Here is a 13,314-nt window from a genome sequence, read left to right as displayed (position 1 = left end):
AGCGGGGGGCATGGCAGTGTCGTAAGAGAATTTCGCTGGAGTGAAGGGCTACGGTCTCGGCATGGCCTTCCTGGCACGGAATCTGCATATCCAAGACGTAACGCTAATTTCACCAGGAGAAACCGCATGAAACATCATCCCCTTCGCACCCTGTCCCTCACCGTGGCCATCGCCGGCCTCTTGGGCGTGGGTGGCCACGCCGTGGCCCAGCAGCAGGGTGATTTCCAGGGCCAGCAGCAACAGCCCCCGGGCATGGACCAGCAGCAGGCTCCCCAAGTGGATCCCCAAACCCTGGATCGCTTCGTGGATGCCTTTGTGGCCGTACAGCATATCCGCGATGACTTTGCCGAGCAGCTCCAGGATGTAACGGACGAGGCCGAGGCCCAGGCCCTGCAGCAGGAGGCCCAGGAGGAAATGATCAACGCCGTGCAGCAGGAAGGCATGAGTGTGGATGAGTACAATCAGGTGGCCATGTCGTTGCAGAACGACCCGGCCATGCTCCAGCAGGTCCAGGAGATGGCCGCCGAGCGGATGTAATCCTGGCTGCGGTCTACCTGCTCCAGGCCGGCCGGCTCATGCCGGCGGCCTGGCTTCCCCTTAAAGTTCGTTCTGAATCCGCTTGTAGCCCTGCACGAGGCCCACGTTCGTCTGTGCTACATCCTCCGAGAAGCTTGAAGCATCCGCCGTGACCGACTCGATGGTTTCCAGGTCGGTGTCCGAGTGGATATTGCTGGTGGAAGGGACGTAGAAGGATTCCGGTATGTGGCAGTCTTCCACCACCGAGTTATGGCGAATGACCGACCCTGCCCCCACCGAACAGTTGAACAGCACTGTATTGAAGCCGATAAAGACCTGGCTCCCCACCTTGCAGGGGCCATGAATGATGGAGCGGTGAGCAATGGAGGTCTTCTCGCCGATCTCCACACGGGCACCGGACTTGGAGTGGATCACCACGCCGTCCTGGATGTTCGAATTGTCGCCGATGATGATGGGCTCCAGTTCACCCTGAGCATCGAGTTCATCGGCCCGGATCACGGCATAGGGCCCAATGAAGACATGCTCCCCCACCACCACCTTGCCGCAGAGGATCGCTGTGGGGTCCACGAATGCGGACTCAGCCACTTTGGGAAGATGGCCTGTGGGATTCTTGCGTATCAAGCGTGTGTCCTCGCGTCAGTATGAAAAGGTTCGCCATGCTGCCACCGTTGAGGGGGCAAGGCAATTGCCCCACCGCCAGCCTGGATATCATCCGGGTGTGTGGCGGCGGCTGATGTGGTACGGCGTGATCTCGGAGTCATCCAGCGTGTCGTCACCCTCCTCCACCTTGAGCGATGCGCGGATACCCGCTTCCATCCGCGGATACTGCAGGTCCACCCCGAGATCCACCAGGCTCCGCCCTGCGACGACGACCCGTGACTCCCGAAGGAAGGACATCATGCCAGGACTGAGCACCTTTTCCGCCTCTGCCATGCTGACGCAGGGGGGGCGCGGGAGGTCTGCGGCATCAGCCACGGCATAGACGAAATCCGTCATGGAACGATGGTCACTGTCCCCCACGTTGTAGGTCTGCCCTTCCGGGCCATGATCCAGGGCGGCCGCGCACAGGGTGGCCAGATCATCGGCATGAATGCGATTGCCAGGGCCGGATTCTTCGGGGCAGATGACCGGCTCCCCCGCCCTGATGCGAGCCAGTGGAAGCCGGAAGGGGCCGTAGATCCCCGGGGCCCTGAGCACCACTACCGGGATGCGCGCCTCGGCCATGAGTTGGCTCAGGCGCTTTTCTGCATCCAGCCGGCGATGCCCGCGATCGGTCATGGGTGAGGGTTCAGTGAGGTCGTCCACCTGGGCTCCACCCTGGTCCCCATAAACCCCGGTAGTGCTGATGTAGACGATCTTCTCGGGTGGCTGGCGGCGACATGATTCGGTGAATCTGGCGGTTCTTGGATCCACCCGCCCTTCGTTGGGGGGCGGCGCGCTGTGCAGTACCAGGCAACCGGCCATGGGGAGTTCGTCCAGGCCTTCACCGGTATCCAGATCGGCCTGGAAGGTCTCGAAACCCATGGCCTTGAGGGCCTCTACCCGCTCGGTGCTCCGGGCCACGGCGATGACCCGGCGCCCCTCGCGAGCCATGCGGTGTCCAACGCGCTCCCCCACATAGCCGCAGCCCATGATCAGTACCGGTTTCATCATCGTTCTCCTGATTGACTGGCTTTGCGTGACTATACCGTTTAGGGGAAGGCCCTGTCCGGGCTGAGGGGCCAGGTTTTACCCAAAAAAAAGGCCATCCGCCTGGGCGGATGGCCTTTCATTCATCTGGATCAAGCCTTGGCTGTGTCCAGCGCCTTCAAGGGGCCGACGCGGCCCTGTGCGGACCGTGCCGGAAGTCCCTGCCTGAGATCAGGCACTGGAGAGTCGGGGCTGGCCCATCTTGCCGCGGCGACGACCGGGCAGTGGCTTGCCCGCTTCGGGCTTGGGTGCCACGGGCACCACCGGCTCGGAGAGGCTGCCGTCGACTGCCACTTGCAGGCCCTTGCGGTAGGCATCCTGAGCCAGCTTTTCTTCACCCACCTGATCCAGGATCTCGCCCAGCTCACGGTAAGCTTCGGGCGTGGGCTTGGCATTCACGCTGGATTCCAGGTAGCCGCGGGCCTTGCCCCAGGCCTTGCCCTTCTTGCACAGACGACCCAGGGTGAGCAGCAGCACCGGATCGCGACGATGCTCACGCAGCCAGCCTTCCGCCACACTGATGGCACGGTTGGTGTCGTTGACGTTGAGCTGACCATACAGCTCCACGAGACGCTCATTCCACTTCTGCTTCAGGCTGCTGCGCAATACCACTTCGGCACGATCCGGCTCATTGAGGTTGATCAGCGCACGGGCATAGGGCTCCACCAGTTCATTGCGGCTGCGGGAGGTCTTGGGCAGGCTGACCCAGGTACCTTCCAGCTTGCCCAGGTCACCGGCAGAGGCCAGCTCGGCTGCCCGTGCAGAGAACGCTTCGGCTTCCAGTTCGTTCAGGGCCTCGTTGTCCAGGGCCCTGGCCTTGCGCAACTCCGGCAGCACGTTCAGCAGGGAGGCGCTGTCGCCGGTCTCCCGGTAGAGCCGAGCCCGCAGACGCAGCAACTGGGGATGACCGGGGGCCACGTCATTCATGTGACGCAGGGTGCTGGTGGCAGGACCGGTCTCACCGTGGTCCAGCTGCAGCTCGGCCTGGGTGAGGCCAACCGACACTTCGGCACCGGCTTCAGCCTGGGAGGCCTGACGCAGATACTCATCGCGACGGTCATAGGCGCCCTGGGCCTGGGCGGCACGGGCCGCGGACAGGTAGTTCAGGGTGGGGGAATCACCACGGCGCGCCGACTGCACCAGCAGCTTTTCGGCCTTGTGCCAGCGACCTTCGGTCATCTCTGCCATGCCCAGGGCCAGGCCCTTCTGGCAGGCCAGGGCCTTCTTCTGCTTGCGGCGGGCACTCATGTTGCCGGGGAGACCGAACAGGCCCACCAGGAAGCGGATGACGCCATAGAGCACCAGCAGCGCGACGACCATGGCCACAATGTAGAAGGCCATGCTGGTTTCAACGCTCATGTCACCATAGGCGAAGAGCACGTATCCCGGCTCTTCCATGAACAACAGGGTCGCGATCGCCGATGCGATCAATACGAGAAAGATGACGATAAGAGATTTCATTGATTAACCCTCCAGCTTAGCCAGCAGCTCAGCCGACTTGCCGATTTCAGGCTGCTCGGGGCGCAGATCACGTTTTTCCAGGTCTTCCAGACGCTTCATCAAAGGAGCGACCGGCTCGGACGCGAAGTACTCCGCCAGCAGGGAGCGGGCACTCTGGAGGTTTTCGCGATATTCGGCTTCGTTGTTGCGCAGCGCCGCCAGGCGGGCGGATTCGATGCGCAGCGCCAGCACCTGACGCATGAACAGTTCGGCATCCGCATCAGGCATGGAACGCACGGCCTGATCGTGACGGCGCACCGTCACCTGCTGGTTCAACTCGGAGACCACCTGATAGTAGGCACGCTCCCACCAGGGGGAGTCACCGTTGGGAGCCTCACCGTTGACCAGCGAGAGACGACCACCGGATTCGGTTTCCGGCTTCTGCAGCGGCATGGGCTTGAGTTCTTCGGTGATCTTGTCCAGTTCAGCAACGATTTCCTGAACGTTGGTGCCCTCGAAGCCTTCCAGGGCAGCGATCTCCTCGGCGATGGCGTCGCGTACGTCGCTGTATTTGGGATCGCCCATGGCCTGCAGCATGTTGTCGGCCGATCTCAGTGCCGCAATGGCACCCTTGGCGTCGCTCATGAGGTTGATGCGGTGATCGGCGATTCCCAGGAGGTAGGCCACCTCGGCGGTTTGCCATTCGCGATGCGGACGCTCGGATTCGTCCTGAATGGCCCCCAGGCCTTCTTCCAGGGTCTGCAGACGACGCTGCTGACGCTCCTCAATGCTGGCCAGTTCGGTGCGGGCCTCTTCCAGGGCCTTCTCCAGCTCGGCGCGCACATCACCCTCCAGTTCGCTGACCTGGGTCTCCATGCGGCTGATGGTTTCGGGCAGTGCCTGGGTACGTTCCTCGATCTCGGCCAGCTCGCGCAGGGCGCTGCTCAGGCGGTCGTTGGCCTCGTTGGCCATCTCCATCGCCTTGTTGGCATTCGAGGAGGCATTCATGCCGATGCCCAGGGCCAGCACCACGGCAACACCACCAACGATCAGCGGCAGCTTGCTGTTGCGGCCGTTGCTGTCACCGCCGGAAGGAGGCGGCGGCGTACGGCCTGCGCCACCTCCACCCTGACCGGGGGCCGGGCTGGCCGGCTTGGCGGCACCGGGGCTACCCGCGGTCGTCTTCGCGGCAGCGCCCTTTACGGGTTCGGATTTGTCGGACCCGCTCTTTGTCGAGTCGGCTTTCGAAGTTTCAGGTTTGTTGTCCACGGGTTTTGATGCCTCGGGCTTTGGGGTTTGGGTTTTGTCTGCCCCGGCCTGGTCCGCAGGCTTGGTGCCGACCTGGCCGGAAAGTGCGTCCTTGTCCTTGGAATCGGCGTTATACGCCACTGTATCCGTCTTGGCCGCGGCGCTCAGGGAGTTGCCGGAGGCCTTGCCACGGCTCCTTGTTCTCGTCTTGGCAGCCGGGGTGCCCGCCCCGGTCGCCGTTGGCTTGGCGCCGCCTTTGGCCTTTGGATTCGATCTTTGTCTACTCATGAGTTTGCTTCCTCTTTTCAGCCCATTTCTGCACGGCCTCCAGCATGGCCTCGTCGCTGGGGTCTGCGGCCACGACTGGGGTCTGTTTGAAGCCCATCTCCCGGGCCGTGTCCAGCATGCGTTCGCAGCCCACCACGAGCGGTGTGCCGCGCAGCCAGAACTGCCCCACCTTGCCTACCATTTCGTAGAGGTTGCGCAGCCCCTCGCTGCTGGTGATCGCAATCACATGGATGTCCCCACGGGACCACTGTCGCAGCACCCGGTCGGTATCCGCATCCGGCAGGCCGCGACGATAGGACTCCACGAAGGTCACCCTTGCCCCCCGAGCAGTGAGTGTAGCACCTAGCAGTTCCCGACCCCCGTCGCCCCGGAAGATCACCACTTCCCGTCCCTGCATGTCCTGCAATTCAGGTTGTTCCAGCAGGGCCTCACTGTCAAAGCGGCTGGGCGGGCAGATGTCCACCTGATAACCGAGCCGCTCCAGGGCCTGGGCCGATTTGCGGCCCACGGTGGCCAGTTTCAGCCCCGAAGGCATCTGCCTTCTTCCATGGATCCGGTTGAGGGTCCGGTTCACGGCGTTGGGGCTGACGAACACCGCGATGTGGAAGTCTTCAAGCCTGTCGATCAGGGCATCCAGGGCGGTGGTGTCACGCGCCTCCTTGATCTCCAGCGTGGGAAAGCGCAGGGCCTGCCCGCCGGACTCTTCCACCATTTGGCAGAAACGATCTGCCTGGTGGGCCGGACGGGTCACCATCACGGTCACCCCCTGCAGCGGGCCCGCGGCGCCTTCCCTGGGGGCTGTTGCCCTGGCTTCTACTGAACTCATGACATCGGGTTTTGACTTTTGGGTAGTTCGGCGGGGTTCAGGCCCAGATCCTTGAGGATCCGGTCGGCTCCTTCGCGCAGCAGCTGCTCCGCCAGGGCCACACCCAGTTCGTGGGCCTTCTCGCGTGGACCATCCAGGCTGGCCCGGTAGACCAGCGAGCCATCAGGTTCACCCACCAGGCCACGCATGTGCAAAGTCCCGTCGTCGCGCAATTCCGCGTAGCCGCCGATGGGCACCTGACAACCCCCGTTGAGGCGATGGTTGAAGGCCCGCTCGGCCGTGACCCTCACGTTGGTGTCCGGGTCATTGAGGGGCCCGATCAGTTCCATCACATCCGGGTCATTGCAGCGGCATTCGATGCCGATGGCACCCTGACCGATGGCCGGCAGGCTCTCCTCCGCGCTGAGTACCCGGGTGATACGCTCACCGAATCCCAGACGCTTGAGTCCGGCCGAGGCCAGCAGGATGGCGTCGTATTCGTCGTTGTCCAGTTTTGCCAGGCGCGTGTTCACGTTGCCGCGCAGATCCAGCACCTGGAAGCTGGGGAACCGCGCCCGCAACTGGCTTTGCCGCCGCAGGCTGGAGGTGCCTACGCGAGCCCCTTCGGGGAGTTCCTCAAGAGAGGTGTAATGATTCGAGACGAAGGCATCGTGGGGGTCTTCGCGATCCAGGATCACGGGCAGTTCCAGGCCCTCGGGCAACTCCATGGGTACATCCTTGAGGGAGTGCACGGCGATGTCCGCGTCCCCTTCCAGCAGCCCTGTTTCCAGTTCCTTCACGAACAGGCCCTTGCCGCCCACCTTGGCCAGCGGGGTATCCAGGATGCGATCACCCTGGGTGGACATCTTCACCAGTGTGACCTGCACATCCGGGAACAGGGCTCTGACCCGGCGGGACACCTCTTCGGCCTGCCACAGGGCGAGAGGGCTTTTCCGGGTGGCGATCTTGAGTTCAGTCTTGGGCATGGGCGGGTAGAAGCTCGCGTAATCTGGCCGTGTTGAAGGTTTGCGGTATCGTACAACGCAACCATACATTATGTCTGCCTTTCAACACACGGGGCAGACCGGTCTCTGTCAACTTTACTTGACCCAGGCCCGGTCATTGGATCTTCCAGGCCTCGATCGTCGTTCAAAATTCCAAAAAAGGCGTTATAGGGTCTTCAGGAAACGGCGCACCTCGGCCACGTGCCGTCGACTGACCTCCAGGCGCTCGCCCGAGTCCTTGAGTACCACCTCGAAGCCACCCTGGTTGTTCTTTTCCATGCCGCAGAACCGGCTCTTTGCCACCAGGGCATTGCGGTGGATGCGCAGGAAGTCTTCGCCAAACTCCTCTTCCAGGGCCTTGAGGGGCTCTTCGATCAGCACCTCGCCCTCGTCGTGGCGCACGGTGACATATTTCTGATCCGCCTGGAAATAATGCACGCTTTCCACGGGGATAAGTTCCAGGTTGCCGCGCACCCGGGCGCAGATGTGGCTGCGGGTGCGACTCTGGTGGGTGGAATCCTGAAGGTGTCCCAGTTGCGCCCGGTTGGGCCGGCCGGCCTGCTCCAGGGCCTCCTGCAGGCGCTCCTGACGCACGGGCTTGAGCAGGTAACCCACCGCGTGGGTCTCGAAGGCCTCAATGGCGTGACCCTCGTAGGCAGTGATGAAGATGACGGCGGGCGGAGTCTCCATCTCGGCGATGTGGCTGGCAGCTTCCAGGCCGTCCATGCCCGGCATGCGGATGTCCAGCAGGACGATGTCCGGTTCCAGTTGCTGGGCCAGCCTTACCGCCTGCAGGCCATTGGACGCATTGGCCACCACCTCGTAATCCGGCATCCGCTCCAGCAGAGAGGCCAGCCGCTCACGGGCCGGTTGCTCGTCATCCACGATCAGCACCTTCATCACTTCCTCCTGGGCAGCGAGATATCCACACGATAGCGTTCCTGACCCTGGGTCGTCTCCATGCGCGCTTCGCCCCGATAGGCCAGCGCCAGTCGCTGGCGGATGCTTTCCTGCGCGAAACGGTTGCCGGGCCTTTGATTGCGTTCCTTTTCCGGCGGTAACGGGTTTTCCACCATGATATGCAGATAATGATCCCGCAGTCGTATCTCCACGGTCACCGTGCCGCCCTCGGTCAGGGGTTCGATACCATGGTAAATGGAATTTTCCACCAGGGGTTGCAGCGTCAGACTGGGAATGGGGTAATCCATGGGCACCGAGTCATCAATGCGCCAGCTCACCCGCAGGCGATCCCCCAGTCGCAGGGCCTCGATCCGCAGATAGCGTTGTGTCAGACCCACCTCCTCGTCAAGGGTGACGCTGTCCTTGGTGGACAGGGTGGCGCGGAACAGGTCGGCCAGGTCCATCACGGTGGATTCCGCCTGCTCCGGCTGGCTGCGGGTGAGATTGGCGATGGTGTTCATGCTGTTGAACAGAAAATGCGGGCGAATGCGGGCCTGCAGGGCCTGCACCCGGGAGCGGGCCTCGGCCTCCACGTTCTCTTGCCACTGCTTCTGCACATACAGATAGCGCAGCGCCACGGCGCAGACGATGGCGCTCACGGCCAGTGTGCGCATGAGGAATTCATCCACCGGGAAGCCCGAACCCAGGGTGTACCATCCCAGATGATGTGACAGCTGCAGGGCGATGACGGACAACACCAGGGTGACTGCCAGCATGATCAGCCAGGCGGCCACCGCAGCGTTCAAGGGACGCAGGCGCCGCAGCCAGCGCCGATTCAGGCATAGGGTGAACACCGTGCCCAGGGCCACCCACTGCACAAACAGCGATGTCAACGCCAGGTTGACCCAGAATCCCTGGGGTCGTGGCTCCGATGCCAGGGCCAGGATGAAGGCCAGCAGCTGTGCCATGAGTACCACCACGAAGACCGTGCGGCTTTCGCAGAAATCCGGCAGGAAGGCGCGATGGCTGCTTGCAGTGCTTCCGTTTCGTGTGTGTCTCGGGATGATTGTCATGGGGTGAAGGTCTGTTGCATGGGCCATCCTCCAGGGTACGTTATCCCAATGATATACTCCGCGCCAATGAACATAAGGCATGCATGACCCATGAGCGAAAAGCCAGCACAAGACAAACTCTGGGGCGGACGTTTTTCCGAACCCACCGATCAATTCGTGGAGGCCTTCACCGCCTCGGTGGGCTTTGATCAGCGCCTGTACCGACACGACATCGAAGGCTCCTGTGCCCATGCGCGCATGCTCGCCCGGGTGGGCGTGCTCAGCGATGGTGAATGCGAGCAGATCCAGCAGGGCCTGGGAGAGATCCTGGCGCAGATCGAAGCCGGCGATTTTCAGTGGTCGGTGAGCCTGGAGGATGTCCACATGAACGTGGAGGCCCGGCTGATCGAGCGCATTGGCGACGTGGGCAAGAAGCTTCATACCGGGCGCTCCCGCAACGATCAGGTGGCCACCGACATCCGTCTGTACCTGCGCGAGGCCATCGACGGCATCCTGGCGGAGATCCGCCGCCTGCAGCAAGGCCTGCTGGATCTGGCCGAGCGCGAGGCCGAGACCGTCATGCCCGGTTTCACCCATCTGCAGACCGCCCAGCCGGTGACCTTTGGTCATCACATGATGGCCTGGTTCGAGATGCTGGAGCGGGATCACGCCCGGCTGCTGGACTGCCGGCGCAGGGTGAACGTCATGCCCCTCGGCTCGGCCGCCCTGGCCGGCACCCCCTACCCACTGGATCGGCATTACACTGCGGAACTGCTGGGCTTTGAGGGGGTGTCCGACAACTCCCTGGATGCGGTCAGCGATCGGGACTTCGCCATCGAGTTCTGCGCCGCTGGCGCGCTGATCATGACCCACCTGTCGCGCTTCTCCGAGGAACTCATCCTCTGGGCCAGCGCCCAGTTCGGGTTCGTGGACCTGCCTGATCGCTTCTGCACCGGGTCGTCCATCATGCCCCAGAAGAAGAACCCGGATGTGCCGGAACTGGTGCGGGGCAAGACGGGCCGGGTGAACGGCAACCTCATTGCCATGCTCACCCTGATGAAGGCTCAGCCGCTGGCCTACAACAAGGACAATCAAGAGGACAAGGAGCCCCTGTTCGACACCGTGGACACCCTGGCAGGGAGCCTGCGCGCCTTTGCCGACATGATGCCCCATGTTCAGGTACGCGCCGAGGCCATGGAGGCCGCTGCCCGGAGTGGCTTTGCCACCGCCACCGACCTGGCCGATTACTTGGTGAGCAAGGGGATGGCCTTTCGTGATGCTCACGAAGTGGTGGGCCGCGCGGTACGCCTGGGGGTGGAAACAGGTCGTGACCTGTCCCAGATGGATCTGCAGGAGTTGCAACGGTTTTCATCCGTGATTCAGGATGATGTGTTCAAGGTGCTGACCCTGCAGGGGTCGGTGGCTGCCCGCAACCTGCATGGTGGCACCGCGCCAGTCCAGGTTCGCGAGCGTATCCGGGAAGCGCGAACCCGTCTGGACTGCGGAAGCTGAGCGCTCCGGTTGTGTAAGGGGGCTCTATAAAATGTGCGTACGGGCGCGTTCCCGTCATGACGCCCCCTTCCGGCTGTGCTATTTTGACCTTATAGCCAGAGGTTAATAGACCATCGGGTTCAGTTCTGCACACCGCAAGACAAGACACCAAAGCAAGCCGATTCGTCCACCCAGCGGCCCTTGAATGGCCGCCACCACGCCGCCCTCTAGTGGCGGCGGGCAAGATCGAGACGCACGGCATGGTGAGGATATAAGGAGGAGGAGATGGCACCCCAATCCGTACTGGTGGTGGATGATGAGCCCAATATCGTCCTCTCACTGGAATTTTTGATGAAAGAGGCAGGTTTCGACGTGCGCGTCGCCCGTGATGGCGAGAGCGCCCTGGAAGCCGTGCGCGAACGACCACCCCATGTGATCCTGCTGGATGTCATGTTGCCCAAGCGGGATGGCTATGATGTCTGTCAGACGATCCGCGCCAATCCGGACTGGAAGAATGTGCGCATCCTGATGCTCACCGCCAAGGGGCGGCAGATCGAGCAGGAAAAGGGATTGGCCATGGGGGCGGATGACTACATCACCAAGCCCTTTTCCACCCGCGAGGTCGTGGCTCGCGTGCGTGACTACATGCCGGATGATGGCGCCTGATCCGGGCCCTTGACCGACCTGTATCCCAGCCAGCAGCCAGGCCATCGACTCCGTGGATAAACGCACCCTCATCGCCCTGCTCTTCGCCTGTCTGCTGGGGTTCGCCTACGCAGCCCTGGTGACCGTGTTCAACTGGGAGGTCATCAGCCAGGGCCAGCTCCCGAGCGCGTGGCTGGGTCCCCCGCTGGTGGGGGCGCTGGCGTTTGCGGTGCCCGTGTACCTGGTCTGGTTCGTGGTGCGTCGGCTGGTGTTCCGCCCCGCACGGCGCATCAGCCGCGACGTGCGGGCGCTGCTGGAATCCCGTAATGCCGACACCGAGGTGACCAGTCCGCCCCATCATGCCCTGGGCGATCTGCCCGAGTCGGTACGTTCCCTTGCCCTTTCACTGCGCAGTTCCCGGCGCGAGGTGCGCAGTGCCATGGCCACCGCCACGGCGCAGATCAACGAACAGAAGACCTGGCTCGAGGTGATCCTCCAGGGGCTCACTGAGGGCGTGCTGGTATGCAACCGCAATCACCAGATGCTGCTCTACAACCAGTCAGCCGTTTCCATCCTGGAAACCCCCGAGGCGGTGGGTCTGGGGCGGCCCCTGTTCCAGGTGATTTCCAGGGCACCGGTGATGCACACCCTGGATCGACTGGAGTGGCGGCGCCGCGAAGCCGAAGGCAGTGGCGAGGACCTGTCGGCCTCCTTCGTGTGCACCGATGCCACGGCCACCCGCATGCTGCAGGGGCGCATGTCACTGATCCTGGATCCGGATGGCAACACCAGTGCCTATCTCATCACCCTGGTGGACATCTCCAGCGAGCTGGAAATGATGACCCAGGTGGATGCGGTGCGTCGCGCCCTCACCGTGGATCTGCGTGGTGGGGTGGCCAATCTGCGTGCGGCCGCAGAGACCATCGAGGCCCATCCGGATATGCCCGAGGAAAAACGCCGCCAGTTCGATCATGTGCTGCGCGCCGAGAGCGAGGAACTGAGTCGGCATGTGGACGAACTGGCCAGCGTTTTCCGCGGCCACGCCCTGGGGCGCTATCCCATGTCCGATCTCCTGAGCACCGACCTGGTCAACTGTGTGGCCCGGCGTCTGGAGGATCTGCCCGAGGTGAAGCTGGTCACGGTGGGACAACCCCTGTGGATCCAGGGGGACAGCCTCTCCCTGGTGCAGGTGATCGAGAGACTGCTGCGCCACCTGGTGCGTTTCTCCCGGGCCAGCACGTTCTATGTGGAAACCCTGCTGGGGGATCGGCGTGTCTATATGGATTTCTCCTGGCAAGGGCCGCCGGTGCCGTCCAGCGCCCTGGAAAACTGGCTGGACACCTCCTGCGGTGAGGAACTGGCCCACCAGTCCATCCGCGAGGTGCTGGAGCGCCATGGCATTGAGTTATGGAGCCAGTCATGTGGCCGCAATGGTGAGTCCCTGCTGCGCCTGCCCATGATCGCGCCCAAGAGGCCCCAGTTCCTGCCCGAGGGCGACCGTCTGCCGCCAAGGCCCGAGTTTTACGATTTCGGCCTGATGCGCGAACACGAGGGCGACCCGGAGCTGGCCGCCACACCTCTGGACGAACTCACCTTCGTGGTATTCGACTGCGAAATGACCGGCCTGGATCCCATGGGAGGGGACGAGATCATCTCCATCGCCGGGGTGCGCGTGGTCAAGGGCCGGGTGCTCAGTGGCGAGACCTTCGAGCGCCTGATCCACCCCGGCCGCCCCATCCCGCCCGCGTCGATCCGCTTCCATGGCATCACCGACGACCAGGTGGCAGGCAAGCCCCCGGTCACCGAGGTGCTGCCCCAGTTCAAGACCTTCGTCGGCGACGCCGTGATGGTGGCCCACAATGCGGCCTTCGACATGAAGTTCATCAGCCTCAAGGAAAAGCGCTGCGGCGTCAGCTTCCACAACCCGGTGCTGGATACCCTGCTGCTGTCGGTGATGGTGGAGGACGAAGACGAGGACCACTCCCTGGATGCCCTGATCGAACGCTACGGGATACAGATCACCGGCCGACATACCGCACTCGGGGATGCCATCGCCACCGCCCACCTGCTGGTGACCCTGGTGGAACGGCTGCAGTCCCAGGGCTTCAAGACCTTCGGCGAAGTGATGCGTTCCTCCAACATGGCCGCCCAGTTGCGCCAGCGTGAGCGCAGCATCACCCACCAGAACAGCAGCGGCTCGGCGGCGGGGGCCTGA

12 protein-coding genes are annotated in these 13,314 nt (G+C 63.1%); 4 read left to right on the top strand and 8 right to left on the bottom strand.

From position 1 onward, the window contains the following. Positions 1-126 precede the first annotated feature (126 nt). A complete protein-coding gene (locus ECTHA_RS0114395; protein ID WP_025280172.1) occupies positions 127-537 on the top strand; it encodes a DUF4168 domain-containing protein in 411 nt (136 codons plus the stop codon). A gap of 60 nt (positions 538-597) precedes the next feature. On the opposite strand, the gene ECTHA_RS0114390 is transcribed toward ECTHA_RS0114395, so the two are convergent. The 8 genes from ECTHA_RS0114390 to ECTHA_RS0114355 form a co-directional block, all read right to left on the bottom strand. After that, positions 598-1,158: an LbetaH domain-containing protein gene (locus ECTHA_RS0114390; RefSeq protein ID WP_025280173.1), complete on the bottom strand. Its 561-nt coding sequence runs from the start codon at positions 1,156-1,158 to the stop codon at positions 598-600. 87 nt (positions 1,159-1,245) lie between these two features. Continuing rightward, positions 1,246-2,187 (bottom strand): NAD-dependent epimerase/dehydratase family protein, encoded by a 942-nt coding sequence (locus ECTHA_RS18480; RefSeq protein ID WP_025280174.1) that lies wholly within the window; start codon positions 2,185-2,187, stop codon positions 1,246-1,248. A 210-nt stretch (positions 2,188-2,397) separates the two neighbouring features. Beyond that, the gene (locus ECTHA_RS18475) at positions 2,398-3,687 is read right to left on the bottom strand and encodes a heme biosynthesis HemY N-terminal domain-containing protein (protein WP_025280175.1); all 1,290 of its coding nucleotides are present in this window, start codon (positions 3,685-3,687) and stop codon (positions 2,398-2,400) included. A 3-nt stretch (positions 3,688-3,690) separates the two neighbouring features. Continuing rightward, positions 3,691-5,202 (bottom strand): uroporphyrinogen-III C-methyltransferase, encoded by a 1,512-nt coding sequence (locus ECTHA_RS19125; protein WP_084307027.1) that lies wholly within the window; start codon positions 5,200-5,202, stop codon positions 3,691-3,693. Continuing rightward, entirely contained in the window at positions 5,195-6,028 is an 834-nt protein-coding gene (locus tag ECTHA_RS0114370) for a uroporphyrinogen-III synthase (protein ID WP_029762141.1), read from the bottom strand. The genes ECTHA_RS19125 and ECTHA_RS0114370 overlap by 8 nt, the downstream gene beginning before the upstream one ends. Continuing rightward, positions 6,025-6,993 carry a hydroxymethylbilane synthase gene (gene hemC / locus ECTHA_RS0114365; protein ID WP_025280178.1) on the bottom strand — a complete coding sequence of 323 codons (969 nt, stop codon included), beginning with the start codon at positions 6,991-6,993 and terminating at the stop codon, positions 6,025-6,027. Before hemC ends, ECTHA_RS0114370 begins: the two co-directional genes overlap by 4 nt. 183 nt (positions 6,994-7,176) lie before the next feature. Continuing rightward, positions 7,177-7,911: a LytR/AlgR family response regulator transcription factor gene (locus ECTHA_RS0114360; RefSeq protein WP_025280179.1), complete on the bottom strand. Its 735-nt coding sequence runs from the start codon at positions 7,909-7,911 to the stop codon at positions 7,177-7,179. After that, positions 7,911-8,984, bottom strand: a complete 1,074-nt coding sequence (locus tag ECTHA_RS0114355) for a sensor histidine kinase (protein WP_025280180.1) — start codon at positions 8,982-8,984, stop codon at positions 7,911-7,913. Before ECTHA_RS0114355 ends, ECTHA_RS0114360 begins: the two co-directional genes overlap by 1 nt. A 90-nt stretch (positions 8,985-9,074) precedes the next feature. Here ECTHA_RS0114355 and argH point away from each other — a divergent pair, with 90 nt between their 5' ends. The 3 genes from argH (at position 9,075) to ECTHA_RS0114340 (ending at position 13,314) form a co-directional block, all read left to right on the top strand. Then, positions 9,075-10,475 carry an argininosuccinate lyase gene (argH, locus tag ECTHA_RS0114350; protein ID WP_025280181.1) on the top strand — a complete coding sequence of 467 codons (1,401 nt, stop codon included), beginning with the start codon at positions 9,075-9,077 and terminating at the stop codon, positions 10,473-10,475. Between the two features lie 264 nt (positions 10,476-10,739). Then, the gene (locus ECTHA_RS0114345) at positions 10,740-11,120 is read left to right on the top strand and encodes a response regulator transcription factor (protein ID WP_025280182.1); all 381 of its coding nucleotides are present in this window, start codon (positions 10,740-10,742) and stop codon (positions 11,118-11,120) included. A gap of 52 nt (positions 11,121-11,172) precedes the next feature. Continuing rightward, on the top strand, positions 11,173-13,314 hold the full coding sequence (locus ECTHA_RS0114340; protein ID WP_025280183.1) for a 3'-5' exonuclease: 2,142 nt from the start codon (positions 11,173-11,175) through the stop codon (positions 13,312-13,314).

The sequence above is a fragment of the Ectothiorhodospira haloalkaliphila ATCC 51935 genome, assembly GCF_000633935.1.
Classification (GTDB): Bacteria; Pseudomonadota; Gammaproteobacteria; order Ectothiorhodospirales; family Ectothiorhodospiraceae; genus Ectothiorhodospira; species Ectothiorhodospira haloalkaliphila.
The sequence above is the reverse complement of the archived record's forward strand: the minus strand, read 5'-3'. Positions and strand labels throughout refer to the sequence as shown.

Excerpts from the sequence above, each read along its gene's own strand:
- ECTHA_RS0114355 (WP_025280180.1), bottom strand. The coding sequence starts at position 8,984 with ATGACAATCATCCCGAGACACACACGAAACGGAAGCACTGCAAGCAGC.
- ECTHA_RS18480 (WP_025280174.1), bottom strand. The coding sequence starts at position 2,187 with ATGAAACCGGTACTGATCATGGGCTGCGGCTATGTGGGGGAGCGCGTT.
- ECTHA_RS18475 (WP_025280175.1), bottom strand. The coding sequence starts at position 3,687 with ATGAAATCTCTTATCGTCATCTTTCTCGTATTGATCGCATCGGCGATC.
- ECTHA_RS0114360 (WP_025280179.1), bottom strand. The coding sequence starts at position 7,911 with ATGAAGGTGCTGATCGTGGATGACGAGCAACCGGCCCGTGAGCGGCTG.
- ECTHA_RS0114370 (WP_029762141.1), bottom strand. The coding sequence starts at position 6,028 with ATGAGTTCAGTAGAAGCCAGGGCAACAGCCCCCAGGGAAGGCGCCGCG.
- ECTHA_RS19125 (WP_084307027.1), bottom strand. The coding sequence starts at position 5,202 with ATGAGTAGACAAAGATCGAATCCAAAGGCCAAAGGCGGCGCCAAGCCA.
- hemC (WP_025280178.1), bottom strand. The coding sequence starts at position 6,993 with ATGCCCAAGACTGAACTCAAGATCGCCACCCGGAAAAGCCCTCTCGCC.
- argH (WP_025280181.1), top strand. The coding sequence starts at position 9,075 with ATGAGCGAAAAGCCAGCACAAGACAAACTCTGGGGCGGACGTTTTTCC.
- ECTHA_RS0114395 (WP_025280172.1), top strand. The coding sequence starts at position 127 with ATGAAACATCATCCCCTTCGCACCCTGTCCCTCACCGTGGCCATCGCC.
- ECTHA_RS0114345 (WP_025280182.1), top strand. The coding sequence starts at position 10,740 with ATGGCACCCCAATCCGTACTGGTGGTGGATGATGAGCCCAATATCGTC.